Below are 18827 nucleotides of genomic sequence, written 5' to 3' on the forward strand. Positions count from 1 at the left end.
CTCTATTAACTCATTGTTTTTCAAGGAATAGTTAGGCAATTTCCGTTCTTAATTAGATAATTCTAATATTTTCGGTAATTTAGCATTCTCTAATATTTGGCGCCCGAAAAAACTGGGAAACTTCAGCTATCAATGCCTCGCAGGCCTTCGACCTGTTCAAGCGGCTCAGCTACGGCCAAGTCTGCGAAACTGCCTTCAATAAAATCATCCTCTCTTACCTGCCCGACCCGAACAAACGCCCTGCCCTGGCCTATTGTTTGGCTTGGCTGCGGGTGTCCAGCGGCAATTCGGTGCTACCGCCCTGGGTACGCCTGAGTTTCCAAGACGTTGCCCCGGCCCTGCGGCAATTGCGCGACATTCCCTGCGGTAAACCAAGTTGCGGTTACTGCCGGCAAACTCACGACCCGGTTGCACAATTGAGCCGCTATTTCGGCTTTCCGGCCTTTCGCAACCAGCCGCCGGCCGCCGACGGCGGCAGTTTGCAACAGCAGATCGTGACAGCGGCGATGAGCGATAGCGCGTTGTTTGCGGTATTGCCGACCGGTGGCGGCAAATCGCTATGTTTTCAATTACCGGCCTTGGTGCGTTACCAACGCCGTGGCGTGCTGACCATCGTCATTTCGCCGCTACAAGCCTTGATGAAAGATCAAGTCGACAATCTACGCAACAAAACCGGCGCCCCCAGTGCCGCTGCGTTATATGGCATGCTGACCCCGCCGGAACGCGGCGAAGTGTTAAAAGCTATCCAGCTGGGCGACATCGCCTTGCTGTACGTATCACCGGAACAATTACGTAACGCCGGCTTCCGCAAAGCCATCGCCCAGCGCGAAATCGGCTGCTGGGTATTCGACGAGGCGCACTGTCTGTCCAAATGGGGCCACGATTTCCGCCCGGATTATCTGTACGCCGCCCGCTTCATCCAGGAGTTCGCCACCGAACAACAGGCCATACTGCCGCCGGTGCAATGCTTCACCGCTACCGCCAAACAAGATGTCAGGGACGAAATTCTCGACTATTTCCGCGCCCATCTGGCCATGGATCTAGCGGTATTTGAGGGCGGCGTCGAGCGCGACAATCTGCAATTCGAAGTGCAAACCATCGGCAGTAACGAAAAACACGCTCGCATTCAACAGCTACTCTGTGAGCGGCTACCCAAAACCGAGGGCAGCGCTATTATCTATTGCGCCACCCAAGCCCGTACCGAGGAAACCGCCGAATTCCTCCGCCAGCAAGACTGGCCGGCCGCCGCCTTCCACGCCGGTAAGGACGCCGCAGAAAAACGCCATGTGCAGGAAAGCTTTATAGACGGCAGCATCCGGGTGATCGCCGCCACCAATGCCTTCGGCATGGGTATAGACAAAGACAACGTACGCTTGGTGATTCATGCGGACATCCCCGGCTCTTTGGAAAACTACTTACAGGAAGCCGGGCGGGCCGGTCGCGACCGGGAAGCCGCCGAATGCGTGTTGCTGTTCGACGAACACGATATCGAAACCCAATTCAAACTATCCGCTCTATCGCAAGTCGACCAGCGCGACATCGCCCAAATTCTGCGCGGCCTGCGCCGCAGCAAGAAGGATAAAAACGGTAACGTAGTCATCACCAGCGGCGAAATCCTGCAGGACGATAATGTCGAGACCTCATTCGACAGCGACGACCGTAACGCCGCCACCAAGATCATCACCGCCGTATCCTGGCTGGAACGGGCCGGCTTTATCGAGCGCAACCAGAACCGCACCCAAGTCTTTCAGGGCCGCCCCTTGGTGCAAGATATGGCCGAAGCCAAAGCTAAAATAGAAAAACTCAACCTTTCGCAACGCCAGAAAAAACGCTGGCTGGCGATTTTAGAAGAACTGTTCAATGCCGACAGCGACCAAGGTTTCAGCGCCGACGACTTGGCCTTGCTGGGCGAATTCGCCAGTACCGAGCAGGACAAACCCGACGAAACCGCCAGCCAACGGGTCATTCGCACCCTATACGACATGACCGCTCACGGGCTGATTCAGCAAAACCTGCTGTTGACCGCCTTCGTGCGTTACAAAATTGCCGATTCATCGTTAATCAGGCTGGAAAAAATCTGCCCGCTGGAACGGGCCATGATAGAGACCATGCGCGAACAGGCTCCGGATGCCTCCGCCGACAACTGGCAGACACTGTCACTGCGGCATATCAATCAACATTTGTTGGATCAAGGCTATAGCCTGAGCAATCCGGAAGTGCTGCGTCTGCTATTGAACAGTTTGGCGCGCGATGGCCTGGGTCTGGCCGGCAACAAAGGCAGCCTGACTCTGCGCCATCGCGGCCTGGACCAATACGCCGTCAAACTAAATCGCGGCTGGCCGGCTTTGCTGGCTACTGCGGAAAAACGCCAAGCTATCGCCAAGATCGCGCTGGATCGTATTCTCGCCAACATCCCGCCCGACACCAAACCCGGCGCCGATCTGCTGGTGGAATTTTCCGCCGAACAATTAATGACGGCGTTGCGGCAGGATCTGGTAGCCGCGGCGGAAGTGAAAGATCCGCTGGCCGCCGTGGAGCGGGCGCTAAACTTCCTGCACGAGCAAAAAATCATCACCCTGCAACAAGGTCTGGCGGTGTTTCGGCAAGCCATGACCATACGAGTGCTGCCGGAAGCCAAAGCCCGCCGCTACAGCAAGGGCGATTACCAGCCGCTGTCGCAACATTACAGCGAACGGGTATTTCAGATTCATGTCATGAACGAATACGCCCGCCGCGGCCTGGAAAAAATCGGTCAGGCACTGGCTTTTGTAGTGGCCTATTTTGCGATGGACAAGACCGAATTCGTCAAACGCTATTTCGCCGACCGCCGCGAGGTATTAGAGCGCGCCACCAGCCAGCAATCGTTTCAGCGTATCGTCAGCGATCTGCAAAATCCGCAACAAATCGCCCTGGTGGCCGGCGCGGAAGATAAAAACAATCTGATCCTGGCCGGCCCCGGCTCGGGCAAAACCCGCGTGGTGGTGCATCGTTGCGCCTATCTATTGCGTGTCAAACGGGTACCGGCCCGCAGCCTGTTGATCCTGTGCTTCAACCGCAACGCCGCCGGCGAATTGCGCCGCCGCTTAAGCGACCTGATCGGCGACGATGCCAAAGGCGTCACCATCCAGACTTATCACGGCCTGGCCTTGCGGCTGACCGGCCATGCCATCACGAATACCGCCGAACACAGCGAAACCGCATTTGCCGGCATCATCGACGACGCCATCAAGCTGTTACAAGGCGAACAAACCCAATTGGGTATGGAAGCCGACGAAAACCGCGACCGCTTGTTGGCCGGCTACCGTTATATCCTGGTCGACGAATACCAGGATATCGATGAACAGCAATACCGTTTGATCTCGGCAATAGCCGGCCGCAGCGTCGATGACGATGCCAAGCTGACCATTCTGGCCGTCGGCGACGATGACCAGAACATCTACCAATTTCGTGGCGCCAACGTCGCCTTTATCAAACAATTCCAAACCGATTACCAGGCCGAGCTGCATTATCTGCTGGAAAACTACCGCTCCAGCGCCCACATAATCGCCGCCGCCAATGCACTGATCAGCCACAATCGCGACCGCATGAAACAACAGCAGCCGATTCGCATCAACCGCCAACGTAACCAGCTGGACCCCGGCGGCCGCTGGCAACATCTGGATACCTTGGCCCGTGGCCGGGTACAACAAATCGAAGTGGCCGACCAAACCGTGCAAGCTGTAACCGTGACACACGAACTGCAACGCCTGCGGCAATTGGACCCGAGTTTGGATTGGTCGCAATGCGCGATTCTGGCCCCGGAATGGCGCTTGCTGGATCCGGTCCGCGCCGAATTGGAAGGCCAAAACATTCCGCTCAGCATCATGCTGTCTCGCGAAGCCAACCCCAGCCCGTTCCGCATCCGCGAGAATGCCGCTTTACTGCAAGCATTGGAACAAGCCGGAAATAGTTTAAATGCCGCCGGCGACTGGCTGAACTATCTGTCTGAAACATATTCGGCCCAGGGCGACAACGGCTGGGTCAAGCAACTACAGAACCTGCTGCAGGACTGGCAACGGGAAACCGGTAACGCCGAAGTCTGTAACCGGCAAACTTTGGACTATCTCTGCGAAATCCTGGCCGAACAACGCCGCGAACGCCGCCTGGGCAACGGCGTGTTGCTCGGTACCATACACGCCGTGAAAGGCATGGAGTTTAACCATGTCTTCATCCTAGACGGTGGCTGGGGCGGCCAGGATTTGGAACAACAACGCCGTTTGCTGTACGTGGCTATGACCCGCGCCAGGGAAACCCTGTGTCTGCTGCAACGCAAAGACTTGCGCAACCCGTTTTTGCCGGAAATTCAGGGCGAACATTTGCTGCTCAGAACAGCGCCGGAACTGCCGATTAAACCCGCCAACGGCAGGCGGGTTTACCAAATACTTAGTTTAAAGGAGCTGGATATCGGCTACGCCGGCAGCTTTGATGCCGCTCACCCCATACACCGCCAATTGGCAACCTTGACGCCCGACGCCAAACTGAACATGCGCAGCGAGCACGGCAAACTCAGTCTACAAAGCAACGGCATCAACGTAGCCCGCCTGTCGCAAGCTGCTATTCCGGTCTGGCTAGGCAAAATGAGGCAGATCGAACGCGTCACGGTAATTGCCCTGCTGAAACGCACTCGCGAAGATGGTGGCGCCGACTATCAAGAGCGCAGCAAAGTTGATGAGTGGGAAGTGCCGCTGGTGGAAGTGGTGTATCGGGTCTAGTGATGACTTATCTTCGCCGGAGTACAAACCAAGGTTTGTAATCCAAAAAGCTACCCGGCCGCGCTTTAGTTTGATCTCGACGCGTGCCGACGGTGCGGTTTCGCGGCTCATCGTGCCCCACAAACTGCACTTCATCGTGCGGGTGATGCGGGAAGTCGAGCTGTGCTGTATGCTGAACAAAAGCAGTTACGTGGTATCACAGTTGTTACCGGCCAACTCGCCGGAATTATAGCCGGCAGGCGGATTGTTACGGTTTGCTATCCATTTTCCGGAATTTATCCCCAACAGTGTCTTTCCCAGGTTGACGGCGAAACTATCCGTAACGCCGAACCCTGGCGCACCTGCTCGGCAAAAAATCCGTCGTGCCTATTCTCCTCATGGAAACCGATTGGCGGGATTTGCGGTTGGCGGACATTCAGGGTACGCCCGACACCTGGATCAGCTCAGCGGCGAATAGCGATGCCGATACTCCGGCGAGATGCGAATGCTATCAGAACCATAACGGTTGCGGGTTTCTTCATCAACAATACCCCTGAGAGGAAAACCCTGGGTAGTCTAAGTATAGAGTTCAGGGAAGGCGGAACATGACAATCCTGTTGCGTTACACCCGCTTTTCGGCCACTAGGCTCGCCATCCCATCCATCGGGTGGGTACCGTGCATGTAATCAGCCAAATCCGTTGGATTTGTCGGGTTGAACCGTGAAGATTCCTGTACTAGAGTGATTAGCTCTTGGAAAGTCTATCAGTAGCAAACAATGAAGAACACCAACAACTCAAACGCATTAACCCACCCCATGAAGACAGATATGAGCAAATGCGCCATAGCCTGCGATTTACATGACTATATAGAAATTGCCTGCCTGTATCATTATCAAGTTGTACTGACACTCCGAGATCAGCAAACTATCGAAGGCAAAGCTATTGATACCCTGACCAGTACCGAAAAGCGCGAATACCTGATTATCGACAACGGCCAAAAACAGCAAATCGAGCTTAATCAGTTAAAAAAGCTGCAAGTGTTGACACCCAACGCGCAATTTACGGAAGTCATTTTTTAAACCCGACTGTCCCGCGCCGGTATTGCCGTCTGCAGGCAATTAATCGTCGTCGAGATTGATAACCGGTTTGGAATATAGCCATTCAATCCGGCTTCCCCGATCCCTAACCAAAACGTCGATCACCACTCACCTCGTCAAAGCGCAAGTCATTCCGAATTGATTAACCGGAAAAGCAAGAAGTCCCGATTGTTGACCATCGGATTTTGTACAGCGCATGGAAATACTTCGGACATAAAAAAACCCCGCAAGCCGGATAATTTGCGGGGTTTTGGGTTAGCGTGGGCCTGTGTGAAACAGGCTTAACTATTACAAGCTGTAGTACATGTCGAACTCAACAGGGTGGGTGCTCATCCGCAGACGAGTCACATCTTGTTGTTTCAGAGCGATGTAACCGTCAAGCGCGTCATCGGTGAATACGCCGCCGCGAGTCAGGAACTCACGGTCTTTATCCAACGCATCAAGAGCTGAATCCAAAGAGAAAGCGACTTGTGGAATGGCTTTTTCCTCTTCCGGCGGCAAGTCGTACAAATCCTTATCCATAGCTTCGCCTGGATGAATTTTGTTTTGGATGCCGTCCAGACCCGCCATCAACATGGCGGAGAAGGCCAAGTATGGGTTAGCGGTTGAATCTGGGAAACGTACTTCGATACGGCGACCTTTTGGGTTGGTGACGTAAGGAATACGAATGGATGCGGAACGGTTACGCGCGGAATAAGCCAGCATAACAGGGGCTTCAAAGCCCGGTACCAGACGTTTGTAGCTGTTGGTTGAGGCATTGGTCAACGCGTTCAGAGCTTTAGCGTGCTTGATGATACCGCCGATGTAGTACAGCGCGGTTTCAGACAAGCCACCGTACAAATCACCGGTGAACAGGTTTACCCCGCCTTTGGCTAAGGACTGATGAACGTGCATACCGCTACCGTTGTCGCCAACCAGTGGTTTCGGCATGAAAGTAGCGGTTTTGCCGTAAGCATGAGCGATATTGGCAACTACATATTTCAATTCCAATACTTCGTCGGCTTTTTTAACCAAGGTATTGAATTTCACCCCAATTTCACATTGGCCGGCAGTTGCTACTTCGTGGTGATGCACTTCCGTGGTTTGACCCATTTCTTCCAATACCAAACACATTGCTGAACGCATGTCTTGAAATGAATCGACGGGGGGTACGGGGAAGTAACCGCCTTTGATACCCGGGCGGTGACCGATGTTGCCGTTTTCGTAGACTTTTTCCGAGTTCCAACCCGCCTCTTCAGAATCGATCTTATAAGAGCATCCGCCCATTTCGGCAGACCAGCGCACGTCGTCAAAAATAAAGAATTCGTTTTCAGGGCCGAAGAATGCAGTGTCGGCTATACCGGTAGACTGCATATAAGCTTCCGCGCGTTTAGCGATTGAGCGTGGGTCGCGACCATAACCTTGCATGTCTTTTGGTTCGATGATATCGCAACGTAAAATTACGGTTTTATCATCGAAAAATGGATCAATTTTAGCAGTGCTCGGGTCCGGCATTAGAATCATGTCTGATTCGTTGATGTGTTTCCAACCCGCCACGGACGAACCATCGAACATATTGCCTTCCTCGAAGGTATCTTCGTCGATAGTATGCGCAGGAAAAGTAACGTGCTGTTCTTTACCCCGCGAATCACAAAAACGAAAATCGACAAATTGAATGTCGTTTTCTTGGATCATTTTAAGTACGTTCTCTACTGACATCGGCCAAAGTCTCCTTCTGGATATTGTTATAATTTAGTGGTGGTAAAACGGCAGTAACAATATCATCAATTTTTACAAAGAGCCACAGCAACAAATGCGAATTTTAGGCATTGTTGCTGTGGCTGTTTTGATGAATTGAAATTTAAGTGTCTACATTTTAGAACGTAACAATCATATCCATTGCTACGCCAAGCTGATCGAATTCGTTGCCATCATCATAAGCTTTAGTGCCGTCACTGTCAGCACCGAAATAGTCGTAACGTAATTCCGGACGTAATTTCAACCAGGCATTAGGTGCATAGTTCAGACCTGCAGTAACGGCGTAAAAACTACCACCGGAGCCAATACCGGTCCGGTAACCTTGGCTGTCTCTAAACCATTCCGCGCGCACACCGGCACCCAATTTATCGTTGATATCGTAGGTCAAGTATTGATTGACGCCGTACCAGTCAGCATTTTGACCGCTGTTTGTCGCACCATTTTGGTATACACCGAAGTCATGTTGCAGCACATAATGCAGTTTTTCGGTAAAGCTATGTTGCAAAACCACGCTGTACATGGTTGTGTTTAGGTTATCAGTCTGATTGGTATCGCCACTGATTAAAGAAATAGCCAGGGAGGTATCATCACTAGGTGTAAGAGTAACGCCGCCTAGGAAATCCCACGCACCCGGTTGTTGGCGAAAATTATCCCAGCCATTTACCGCACCGCCTGTGACCGACAACCAATCATTAACGTCATAGCTGAGTAATGCGCCGGTATGTGTAAAAGGTTCGCCGTATTGCATGGTATAGGCATGCGAATAGAAAAAGTTATCGGGCGAGGTGACGACCTCATATCCTATGATGGTATAGAAGTGACCGATTTTCGCGGTAATACCATTGCCGAATGGTGCATAGATTTCAGCATAGGCTTGTGGAAAAGCCACATCGTAAAACCGCTCGCCTTCGCCGGGCGAGTTACCATTATTTCTGGGAATCAATTTGTCATCCCATCCGGTTGCGTGGGTAAAACGGGTATCGGTACCGAACATAAAATCCACCCGACCACCAAAGTCCCATTTATCGCCTTTGTTAACCGCTTTTTCCGCAAACAGATTAAGCTGATTCAATTGAAACTCGTTGATCCGATCGTTAAAGGTAATAGGTGAATTCGAATTGGATGGGGCATTGTGAGAAGCGTAAGTAATACCGCCACTAGCCCAACCACCAACATTAATACCTGTACTTTTAGTAAAAGCACTGTCATTAACGTTATAACCACTTAAGGACTCGATCATGCCGGCGTCATCCGCCTGCACATTTGCAGCTACCAACGCTAAGCTACCAGTTATTAATGAGGGTATGATTTTTTTCATATTTTATCTCCAGTAAACATTCGCAACCTATGCAGCACTTTCCATGCCATAAATAATATCTATATAATTCAATAAGATACAAAAACAAACATATACAAATCTCACCAAAAACGCACCATAAATGTGCGCAACATGCACCATACTTGTTGCTAAATACCAATTTTTTGTTGTTTTACAACAAGTATTGTCAGCAATTTCTTAATGAATACCCCTTTTTTGAAGGTATAGGCTTACCTACAAAATGCCCCGCTCCAAAATGAAGCAAAACGCGCCACTTTGGTGCCTTAAAGCGCACCAAACACTTCAAATTCCCAGCCCTTTCTTTAAATTCAATGACTTAAAACTTGGCACGTTACCTGCTTTTGGCTGTGTGATGTTAATCACTAATCCGTAGAGGTATTTCGCTATGAACAAAAGGGGTGCTTATTTATGAAACTCATAACTGCTGTTGTTAAACCATTTAAATTGGACGATGTGCGTGAAGCACTGTCCGATATTGGTGTCTCCGGTGTAACAGTTACCGAAGTAAAAGGCTTCGGCCGTCAAAAAGGCCACACCGAACTCTATCGCGGTGCCGAGTATGTGGTTGATTTTTTGCCCAAAGCAAAAATTGAAGTGGCGGTAGCGGACAGCTTGGTCGAGCAAGCCGTTGAATCCATCGTCAGAGTCGCCAATACCGGCAAAATTGGCGATGGAAAGATCTTTGTGACCAATTTGGAACAGGTCGTTCGAATCAGAACCGGCGAGTCCGGCGAAGAAGCGCTTTAAATCATAAGCAGGAGAAACAAGTGGAAAACTTAAATAAAGTTGTTGAACTGAGTTATGCGCTAGATACCTTTTATTTCTTGATGACGGGTGCTTTAGTCATGTGGATGGGTGCCGGCTTTGCCATGCTGGAAGCCGGTTTGGTTCGCGCCAAAAATACCACGGAAATTTTAACCAAAAACATTGCGCTGTTTGCTATCGCTTGCACCATGTATTTGTTGTGCGGCTACGGCATTATGTATCCCAGCGAAGCCGTGAACAGCGTCTGGCCGGGCATAAGTTTTTTGATTAGCCCTGATCACACCGTGGAAGAGGTGCTGGCCAGCAACGGTGAAACTTATTATTCCGGATTGGCCGACTTTTTCTTCCAGGTTGTGTTTGTTGCAACCGCGATGTCTATTGTGTCCGGCGCAGTTGCGGAACGCATGAAACTATGGGCTTTTTTATTGTTCGCAGTCGTTATGACCGGTTTTATTTACCCGATTCAAGGTTACTGGAAATGGGGTAAAGGCTTTTTAGACGCACTGGGATTTTTGGATTTCGCCGGCTCAGGCGTAGTGCACTTATGTGGTGCGACCGCGGCATTGGCTGGCGTAATTCTGTTAGGCGCACGGAAAGGCAAATACGGACCTAACGGCGAAGTGTCGCCGATTCCTGGTAGCAACTTACCGTTGGCGACCTTGGGAACTTTTATCTTATGGATGGGCTGGTTTGGATTCAACGGCGGTTCGGAACTTAAGGTTTCCGATGTGGGTGAGGCCAACTCGGTGGCCATGGTATTTGTGAATACCAATGCTGCCGCGGCTGGTGGCTTGATCGCTGCCATGGTGGTTTCTCAATTGAAATTCGGCAAAGCTGATTTGTCCATGATCCTGAACGGTGCCTTAGCGGGCCTGGTTGCAATTACCGCCGAACCATTAACCCCCACTCCGCTGGTTGCTACATTAATCGGTGCTGTAGGTGGCGTATTGGTGTTTTTTGCGATTATCTTTATGGATAAAGTCAAACTGGATGACCCTGTCGGCGCCCTGTCGGTGCATGGCGTAGTCGGTATGTGGGGCTTGCTAGCCGTATGCATCACCAATCCCGATGCGAAATTATCTGCTCAGCTCATCGGTATTGCCTGCATCTTCGGTTTTGTATTTGTAACCAGCATGCTGACCTGGTTCGTTATCAAATCAACCATAGGCATTCGGGTTAGCGAAGAAGATGAATATCATGGCGTGGATTTCTCCGAATGCGGCATGGAAGCGTATCCAGAGTTTACTGATACCAGTAAAGGTTAATTAAGCCGATCGACCTAAACAGGCGGGCGTTTTCGGACGCCCGCCTTTTGCATTTGTAGCGAGCATTCATCTGGCGCAATTGTCAGGTTGTAAATTGTATGTTGACCAGGAATTAATTATGATTGTCGACAGGCTTGATTTTTTAATCACTTAACTGAGAACACCATGAAATTAATTACAGCAATTATCAAACCATTTAAGTTGGACGACGTGAGAGAAGCATTGTCTGAAATTGGTGTGTCCGGCGTGACGGCTACAGAAGTAAAAGGTTTCGGCAGACAAAAAGGCCATACGGAACTGTACAGGGGTGCAGAGTATGTGGTGGATTTTTTGCCCAAAGTAAAACTCGAAATTGCCATTGCCGACTCGATTGTCGATCAGGCTATAGATGCCATCGTCAAAGCAGCCAACACAGGTAAAATCGGAGACGGCAAAATATTCGTCACCTCTCTGGAACAAATTGTTCGCATCAGAACCGGAGAAACCGGCGAAGAAGCAATATAAGTCTGTCCGGATAAGCTAAATCCACTCACAAAATCGCCTCTATCTACGTTCGCGTAGATAGAGGCGATTTTGCTGCATCGGGCATAGCATTATTTAGAAGGCAGATAAAAAAATAAGAATATAAAAATGACAACTAATAAATATATCGTATCTGCATGCTTACTATTGATGCCGCAATGGGCGTCGGCAGCTGAAATCAACCAAGCCAACACTGCATGGGTTTTAACATCCACCGCGCTAGTCCTCTTCATGACCATACCGGGACTGTCGCTATTTTATGGGGGCTTAGTGCGCAGTAAAAACGTGCTGTCCGTGTTAATGCAATGCTTTGCAATCACCTGTCTGGTATCTCTAATGTGGCTAGCCGGGGTATACAGCTTTATTTTTGCCGATGGCGGCGACTGGCAAAAGTTTTTAGGCGGCGGTTCTAAAATCTTTTTGCCCGATATGAGCACCACAAATTTAATAGGCGATATTCCGGAAACCGTATACTTCATGTTTCAAATGACCTTCGCCATCATCACACCGGCCTTAATCGTCGGCGGCTTTGCCGAACGCATGAAATTTTCCGCCATGCTTTGGTTTAGTGCCTTATGGTTGATCGTTGTGTATATGCCGATTTGCCACTGGGTTTGGGGCGGCGGCTGGCTGGCTGATATGGGTGTAAAAGACTTTGCCGGCGGCATAGTCATTCACATCAATGCCGGCATCGCGGCACTGGTTGCCGCTTTGGTATTAGGCCCCAGGCGCGGATTTCCTACTGTAGCCATGCCACCGCACAATATGACCATGGTCGTCACCGGCGCCGGCATGCTTTGGTTCGGATGGTTCGGTTTTAATGGCGGTAGCGCCCTGACCGCCGATGGCAGCGCCGGCATGGCTATTGCCGTGACGCACATTGCCGCAGCCGCCGGATCGTTAACCTGGATGACCATCGAATGGTTACGCTTTGGCAAACCCAGCGTGCTGGGTATTGTTACCGGTATGGTGGCGGGGCTGGGCACCATCACTCCAGCCTCCGGTTTTGTCGGCCCGATCGGCGGTTTGGTCATCGGCATCGTAGCCGGTACCGTGTGCTTTTACGCCACCCAATATATTAAACGCAGTTTAAAAATTGACGATTCCCTGGATGTATTCCCGGTGCATGGCGTGGGCGGATGCGTAGGCTCAATTTTGACCGGCGTATTTGCGGCGGAAAGTCTAGGTGGCTTAGGCCTGGGTGAGGTCAGCATGCTGAATCAAGTCGGCGTACAAGCCTTGGCCGTGCTGGTAACACTGACCTGGAGCGGCATGTTCAGTTATCTGATATTGAAGTGTATCGATGCCACCATGGGGGTGCGCGTCAACGAAGACGAAGAGGTACAAGGCCTGGATATCGTCCTGCATGAGGAAACCGGCTATCACAATCTGTAATTTTAGGGCTATCGGGTTAAAATAAGGCTTTGTTTTGCGGGGCGGGCATTATACCGCTCCGCATTCCTTATCACCTGAGAACAACATGCCTATTACCCTCGAAACTCTGGAAACAATCGTTCGCACCGCCGGCGGTGTGGCGATGGCGTACTTCAATGATCTGGACCAGTTGGCAATCAATAAAAAAAGCGCCCGCGACCTGGTCACCGACGCCGACGTGGCCGTCGAAAACTACCTGAAACAAGCACTACACGATCATAGCCCCGAATACGGTTTCTGGGGCGAAGAAAGCGGCAAAACCGCCAATCAAACCAGCCGCTGGATCGTCGATCCGATAGACGGCACGCATTCCTTCTCCAAGGGTCAATACTTCTGGGGGATCAGCGTGGCGTTGGAAATTGACGGCGAGCTATTGATGGGAGCTGTATATGGCCCGGCTTTGGATGATTATTATTGCGCCGAAAAAGGCAAAGGTGCTTATAAAAACGGCAAACCGATACACGTATCAGACGAAACCAGCTTGGCTACCAGCATGGTATCCACCGGCTTCGCCTGTCTGCGGCAATATCTGGAAGACAATAATCTGGCACGCTTTGGACGTATCGCCCAGGCCACCACCGGCCAACGCCGACTGGGTTCGGCCGCATTGGATTTATGTACTGTCGCCGATGGCCAAGTGGATGCGTTTTGGGAGCAGGAACTCAATTTGTATGATGTCGCGGCGGGCGCGCTGATTGCCATGGAAGCTGGAGGGACGGTTACCGATTTCAAAGGTAACCCCGGCGTATTTCCGAAACAAATTTTAGCCACCAACGGCAAGATACTCGATCAAATTTTGCCGTTGATGTAAGCACTAGCGGTGTTGGTTTTTTGCTGTTAGCTGAAAGCAACGCCGGCCGCATTGCCCGCGCGCTCAACCTTCGCAGCGGGCATCAATCGGCATAGGAGTCGGCTGAACTCCCTCTTCCCGGTTGCTGGAGCCGGGTTGGTGGTTTAACGGATAGTGTTAAGCTAAAACCCAAACCGGTTTACGGCTGCTGGTCAGGCAAAAACCCACCCGCCTGCATGGTCCACAACTGATAATAAAAGCCTTTTTTGGTCAACAAGGCGTCGTGATTACCGTCTTCAACGATGCGGCCCTGATCGAACACCAATATACGGTCCAGATGGGCGATGGTCGACAAGCGATGCGCAACGGCAATCACGGTCTTAACGCCCATCACTCTGTCCAAATTCTCCTGTATGGTTTTCTCCGTAACCGAATCCAGACTGGATGTTGCTTCATCCAAGATCAAAATTGGCGCATCTTTTAGCAGGACTCTGGCAATGGCAATCCGTTGCCGCTGACCGCCGGACAGTTTAACACCGCGCTCCCCCACCAAAGCCTCGTAGCCGTCCGGCATGTCTGCTATGAAGGTATCGGCATGCGCCAAACGGGTGGCACTTTGAATGTCCGCATCACTAGCCTGTAATCGGCCATAGGCAATGTTTTCCTTTAAACTGCGATGAAACAGACTGGGTTCCTGAGGAATCAGGCTGACCTGTTGATGCAGGGAATCCTGCGTGGTGTGGACAATATCCTGATCGTCAATTAAAACCTGTCCGGACTGCGGTTCATAGTTACGTAGAATCAGGCTGACAAAGGTTGATTTGCCGGAACCGGAATAGCCCACCAAACCGACGCGCTGGCCGGGCTCGATCGTTACATTGAGATGTTCGAACACCGGCCGATCCGATTCGTAGCCGAAGCAGACCTCGCGAAATTCGATTCGCCCTGACCTGACCCGTAAAGGTTGAGCATCGGGCTTATCGATGATTTCATGCGGCTTGACTATGGTATCCACGCCATTCGCCACGTTACCGACATATTCAAAAAACTCCAAAAACCGCCGAGTCAGATTACGGGCATCGCTGATTATCAGTAGAGCCAGACCGGTACTCATGGCAAAATCGCCCACGCTGATTTCTTGATTATTCCATAGCTGCAAGGCATAGCCGATGGTGCCGATTTTAAGTACTGCGGCAGCGGTAAACTGGAACCAGCGCACCCGCTCCATGTACCAAAAGGTACGCCGACCTTCACGCACTTCGTTTTCCAAATAGCCCTCAAGATACTCCCGTTCGTAATCCAGCCGGGCAAACAGTTTGACATTCAACATATTAGTTACGGTATCAACAATCTTGCCGTTTACCAAGCTGCGGGTGGCGGCGTAATTTTGTGCATAGGGTTGGCAGCGGGTCGCCATCCAGTAGGAGCTGGCGACATATAAAAATACCCAACCGGCTACGAACCCACCCAAACCGACATTTACTTGTAACAACAAGAAGATGGACACCATAAAGGTGATGGCAATAGGCCAAAAATCGAATAACACCGACCAAGTGGTATGGTTGACGCTCATCGCGGTTTCGCTGACCCGGTGTGCCAGACTGCCGGCAAAATGGTTTGCAAAATACCGTGGAGAATGTTGTTGTAAATAGGCATACAGCAAGTGACTGGTACGTTGCCGTAATCGCGGTCCCATAATGATCAACAAGGCGCCGCTGCCGCGGCTGAATAGTATCTCGGCTATATTCAAACCGATCAGTAGCATCAAGGGTTGTTTAAAGGCCTCCCATAATGCGTCCGCGACCGGACGGGCCGCCACCGCATCCATCAATGCTTTGATCGCGTAAGGCACTAGAATACTGCCGGCCGCCTGTCCGGCTTCCATTATCATCATCAAAAAAAGCATGGCACGGAATTGCCGCAGACAAAACCAAATAAAACCGATGGTACGCGTGGGTAACGCAGGTGCGCTAGCGGCTCGTTGAAAATCAGGATTTTCTGCATCCTTGGACATAAGGGACCTTTAGTTTCTAACTCAAGCGATATTTACGGCTATGCACAACGTAGTTTTCAACACAATCATTAATTAAACGGCAATTTATCCACATTTTCTGTGTATAACATTGTCCATAACCTGAGCACATACCGATTATTACCCATTAAAACAGTAACTTATAGACGTGTAACTTTTTTTACCATCCCTTAAAAAACAGCAATTTCCGGTACTGATTAGGTGTGATCACCCGCCTATATTGCCTACCGTTATCCACACAATCTGTGGATAATGCTGTAGACAAGTCACAAATTATCACAATTTATTATTATAATTCATATGGTTAAGATATTTTGACTAAAATTTAACCAACTTGTAACATACATTGCCATTAACCACTGACAGTTGAAGTTATCCCTGCTCAAACGGTAGAAAATCACAATTATCCCCATATTATGTGGATAACTTTGTAGATAACTTGATTTTTTTAATGATTAAGAGTGATTAATCAATGAGTTAAGTTGGTTTGTCTAATTATTTTACAAACCCGCCCGCGGCAGAATTTACATAACCATTCCGATAGCCAGGGAACAAAAATTTATAGCCCAAGGCAGTCAACCTGGCATTGTTGCACCGCTTGTTTTGAGGGGCTTCGTCGGCCAAATTCAGCGCGACGGGAACAGGAAAACCGTATTGTTCGGCGATCCAATGCATTACCTCCCATAGCGGAGCAGGATCGTTGTCAGTGGCCAGATAGCAAGGCAGCAACTGATCGCCCGCCAATAGCTTATTGATTAAAAATAACAACACACCCACGCAATCGTCACGATGGATACGGTTGGTATAACTGGGCGGGGTTTGTTGAATGGCGTCACCTTGCGCGGCTCGGCGTAATAACCAATCCCGGCCAGGACCGTAAATACCGGAAAAGCGCACCACGCAATGCGACTCGTCGGCGGCCCATAACGATTGCTCTGCTTCGACCAAGCATTGACTGGCGGCCGACAACGGTTGAGCGGGACTATCTTCATCCACCCACTCACCCTGGTTTTGCCCGTAAACGCTACTTGAAGACACCATCAACCATTTCGGTCTGCAAGCCGCCGACGTAAAATGCGCCAGCATATTTTCCAACCCTGTTTGATAAAGCGCTTGATAGCTTTCGGCCTGCCGACTAGCCGGGGAAACGATGAACAAAACCAGATCAAACTCGTGAGCAATTCCCCGCAGGCTCTCGACCCGCCGGATATCTATGGTCAGCATGGGAAAAGGCGCTGAAATTTCTGGCGGCCGCCGTTTAAGCCCAACCACCCGATGACCCAGGCTATGTAAAGCCAAGGCCACCCGACCGCCGATGTCGCCACAGCCGACGACGAGAATACTGGCCATTGCCGCCCCCGCGAAAACGAAAAGCCTAGCCTATCACATCGATTGAATGACGCTAATCATGCCGGCGATATAATCCATGGTTTCGCCGATGAATACATCAAAGGCATCCAGCTTGGCTTTGATCATCAGTAAAAAAGTACTGTGTCTAAAATCTTCATCCAGATAAAAACTCAAGCCTTTATGGATGGTATTCAGCCCCATGAATATCATAATCAAGGCCGCCGACTTCAACATCAGGCCGCGCAGCTGCGCGCTCATTTTGCCGAACGCTACGCTGATAAACAGCATCATCGGCAGAGTGCCGGCACCGAAAGCCAGCATCAAGGCACCGCCTTCCGCTAAACTGGTGGCGCTGGTCGCCTTCACCGCCATGGCAAATGTCAACGGACAAGGCATTAAGCCGTTCAAAAACCCGGCGATCATGGCCCCTAATACCGGCCCTTTTTGACTGGCGGTTGCATAGCCTTTACGCAAAATCTGCATCGGGATCAAGCGCACCGATCCTTGAAACGGTATCAAACCCAGAATACCCAAGGCCAAAAAGATCACCACGCCTCCGATCAGCATTTGCAGAATACTTTGCAGCTTGCCGAACAGGCCGCTGGAAACCAGCACCACACCCAACGCCGCCGCCAACACCCCAACCACGGTGTATACACTGATACGGGTCAACTGATAGGCAAAATACGGTAAGTAACTCTTATGTTTACCGGCCTTCATGAAATAACCGGACACCAGTGCACCGCACATGCCCAAACAATGCCCGCTGCCCAAAAAACCCGCTACAAACGCCAATGAGTAATCAAACCCGGTGGCGGAGGCAATCTCCGCCATACCGTGCATCGCGTGGTCCATATGTTCCATACTATGCGTGGAATGATCCATGCCTTCCATTGAGTGTTCCATTTATTTATTTAGCCTTAACGAGTTAACAATTACCGATACCGAACTCAGTGCCATTGCCGCCGATGCGATCATGGGATTAAGTTTACCCAGCGCTGCGACAGGAATGGCAACAGTGTTATAACCAAAAGCCCAGAACAGGTTTTGTTTGATCACTCTAATAGTGAAAGCACTAAGCTCGATAGTCTCGGTCACCTTGGAAATATCGCCCTGCACCAGGGTCAGATCGGCCGATTCTATCGCCACATCAGTCCCGCTGCCGATGGCAAAGCCCACATTGGCGGCGGCCAATGCCGGGGCATCATTGATACCGTCGCCTATCATGCCGACCAAAAAGCCCTCGGCTTGTAATTGCTGAATGATTTGTAGTTTTTCGTCCGGCTTGGCATTGGCGACCACATCGGTTATTCCGACCCGATCGGCAATGTAGTAGGCGGTTTTTTCTGTATCGCCGGTTACCATCAGGGTCTTGATACCCAGTCTATGCAAGCGCTCAATCGATGCCGCCGCTTCCAGGCGCGGATTATCGGCAACGGCAAATATGGCTACCGCCTCATCGTTGATCGCCATATAAACGGGTGTTTTACCCTGAACGGCAACCTTGTCCGCCGCCAGCTCTAGCGGGGCAATATCTATATTTTGATTACTCAACCAGTGCCGGTTACCCAGCAACAGCTTGTAACCGTCAACCACGGCGCGGATACCTTGACCGGTTTCGCTGTAAAAATAACTGCGTCCGAGTAGTTCAAGCGATTTTTCTCGAGCGAATTCGACGATGGCTTTACCCAAAAAATGCTCGGAGCCATACTCGGCGGAGGCCGCCAGCGTGGCCAGCCTGAGATCATCAAACTCGGGCAGATTGA

General features: G+C 50.7%; 14 protein-coding genes. 8 read left to right on the forward strand and 6 right to left on the reverse strand.

From position 1 onward, the window contains the following. Positions 1 to 257 precede the first annotated feature (257 nt). The 3 genes from M0R33_RS22945 (at position 258) to M0R33_RS22955 (ending at position 5809) form a co-directional block, all read left to right on the forward strand. Positions 258 to 4751: a RecQ family ATP-dependent DNA helicase gene (locus M0R33_RS22945; RefSeq protein ID WP_292574299.1), complete on the forward strand. Its 4494-nt coding sequence runs from the start codon at positions 258 to 260 to the stop codon at positions 4749 to 4751. 362 nt (positions 4752 to 5113) lie between these two features. Further along, positions 5114 to 5287, forward strand: a complete 174-nt coding sequence (locus M0R33_RS22950) for a hypothetical protein (protein WP_292574300.1) — start codon at positions 5114 to 5116, stop codon at positions 5285 to 5287. Between the two features lie 258 nt (positions 5288 to 5545). After that, a complete protein-coding gene (locus M0R33_RS22955) occupies positions 5546 to 5809 on the forward strand; it encodes a Rho-binding antiterminator (RefSeq protein ID WP_292574301.1) in 264 nt (87 codons plus the stop codon). A 306-nt stretch (positions 5810 to 6115) separates the two neighbouring features. Here the strand turns inward: M0R33_RS22955 and glnA are convergent, their stop codons facing one another. Then, complete coding sequence (gene glnA, locus M0R33_RS22960) at positions 6116 to 7525, reverse strand: glutamate--ammonia ligase (RefSeq protein ID WP_292574302.1); 1410 nt, start codon at positions 7523 to 7525, stop codon at positions 6116 to 6118. 157 nt (positions 7526 to 7682) lie between these two features. Beyond that, positions 7683 to 8882, reverse strand: coding sequence for a porin (locus M0R33_RS22965; RefSeq protein WP_292574303.1), 1200 nt, complete (start codon positions 8880 to 8882; stop codon positions 7683 to 7685). 429 nt (positions 8883 to 9311) lie between these two features. Here M0R33_RS22965 and M0R33_RS22970 point away from each other — a divergent pair, with 429 nt between their 5' ends. The 5 genes from M0R33_RS22970 (at position 9312) to M0R33_RS22990 (ending at position 13700) form a co-directional block, all read left to right on the forward strand. Further along, a complete protein-coding gene (locus tag M0R33_RS22970; RefSeq protein WP_013819546.1) occupies positions 9312 to 9650 on the forward strand; it encodes a P-II family nitrogen regulator in 339 nt (112 codons plus the stop codon). A gap of 20 nt (positions 9651 to 9670) precedes the next feature. Next, entirely contained in the window at positions 9671 to 10933 is a 1263-nt protein-coding gene (locus M0R33_RS22975; RefSeq protein WP_292574304.1) for an ammonium transporter, read from the forward strand. Between the two features lie 165 nt (positions 10934 to 11098). Then, positions 11099 to 11437, forward strand: coding sequence for a P-II family nitrogen regulator (glnK, locus tag M0R33_RS22980; RefSeq protein WP_292574305.1), 339 nt, complete (start codon positions 11099 to 11101; stop codon positions 11435 to 11437). Between the two features lie 126 nt (positions 11438 to 11563). Next, positions 11564 to 12850: an ammonium transporter gene (locus M0R33_RS22985; RefSeq protein WP_292574306.1), complete on the forward strand. Its 1287-nt coding sequence runs from the start codon at positions 11564 to 11566 to the stop codon at positions 12848 to 12850. Between the two features lie 85 nt (positions 12851 to 12935). Further along, positions 12936 to 13700 (forward strand): inositol monophosphatase family protein, encoded by a 765-nt coding sequence (locus tag M0R33_RS22990; protein WP_292574307.1) that lies wholly within the window; start codon positions 12936 to 12938, stop codon positions 13698 to 13700. Positions 13701 to 13878: 178 nt separating this feature from the next. On the opposite strand, the gene M0R33_RS22995 is transcribed toward M0R33_RS22990, so the two are convergent. The 4 genes from M0R33_RS22995 to M0R33_RS23010 all read right to left on the reverse strand — a co-directional run. Beyond that, positions 13879 to 15693 carry an ABC transporter ATP-binding protein gene (locus tag M0R33_RS22995; RefSeq protein WP_292574308.1) on the reverse strand — a complete coding sequence of 605 codons (1815 nt, stop codon included), beginning with the start codon at positions 15691 to 15693 and terminating at the stop codon, positions 13879 to 13881. Between the two features lie 513 nt (positions 15694 to 16206). Next, on the reverse strand, positions 16207 to 17061 hold the full coding sequence (locus M0R33_RS23000) for an SDR family oxidoreductase (protein WP_292574309.1): 855 nt from the start codon (positions 17059 to 17061) through the stop codon (positions 16207 to 16209). 33 nt (positions 17062 to 17094) lie between these two features. Continuing rightward, positions 17095 to 17967, reverse strand: coding sequence for a sulfite exporter TauE/SafE family protein (locus M0R33_RS23005; RefSeq protein WP_292574310.1), 873 nt, complete (start codon positions 17965 to 17967; stop codon positions 17095 to 17097). Next, on the reverse strand, positions 17968 to 18827 hold an 860-nt coding region (locus M0R33_RS23010; RefSeq protein ID WP_292574311.1), incomplete at its 5' end, for an HAD-IC family P-type ATPase.

Source organism: Methylomonas sp. (assembly GCF_023228165.1).
In the GTDB taxonomy this organism is placed as follows: Bacteria; Pseudomonadota; Gammaproteobacteria; order Methylococcales; family Methylomonadaceae; genus Methylomonas.

What these genes read in the sequence shown, in the direction of transcription:
- M0R33_RS22990 (WP_292574307.1), top strand. Translation starts at nt 12,936, where the DNA reads ATGCCTATTACCCTCGAAACTCTGGAAACAATCGTTCGCACCGCCGGC.
- glnA (WP_292574302.1), bottom strand. Translation starts at nt 7,525, where the DNA reads ATGTCAGTAGAGAACGTACTTAAAATGATCCAAGAAAACGACATTCAA.
- M0R33_RS23005 (WP_292574310.1), bottom strand. Translation starts at nt 17,967, where the DNA reads ATGGAACACTCAATGGAAGGCATGGATCATTCCACGCATAGTATGGAA.
- M0R33_RS22970 (WP_013819546.1), top strand. Translation starts at nt 9,312, where the DNA reads ATGAAACTCATAACTGCTGTTGTTAAACCATTTAAATTGGACGATGTG.
- M0R33_RS22985 (WP_292574306.1), top strand. Translation starts at nt 11,564, where the DNA reads ATGACAACTAATAAATATATCGTATCTGCATGCTTACTATTGATGCCG.
- glnK (WP_292574305.1), top strand. Translation starts at nt 11,099, where the DNA reads ATGAAATTAATTACAGCAATTATCAAACCATTTAAGTTGGACGACGTG.
- M0R33_RS22965 (WP_292574303.1), bottom strand. Translation starts at nt 8,882, where the DNA reads ATGAAAAAAATCATACCCTCATTAATAACTGGTAGCTTAGCGTTGGTA.
- M0R33_RS23000 (WP_292574309.1), bottom strand. Translation starts at nt 17,061, where the DNA reads ATGGCCAGTATTCTCGTCGTCGGCTGTGGCGACATCGGCGGTCGGGTG.
- M0R33_RS22995 (WP_292574308.1), bottom strand. Translation starts at nt 15,693, where the DNA reads ATGTCCAAGGATGCAGAAAATCCTGATTTTCAACGAGCCGCTAGCGCA.
- M0R33_RS22955 (WP_292574301.1), top strand. Translation starts at nt 5,546, where the DNA reads ATGAAGACAGATATGAGCAAATGCGCCATAGCCTGCGATTTACATGAC.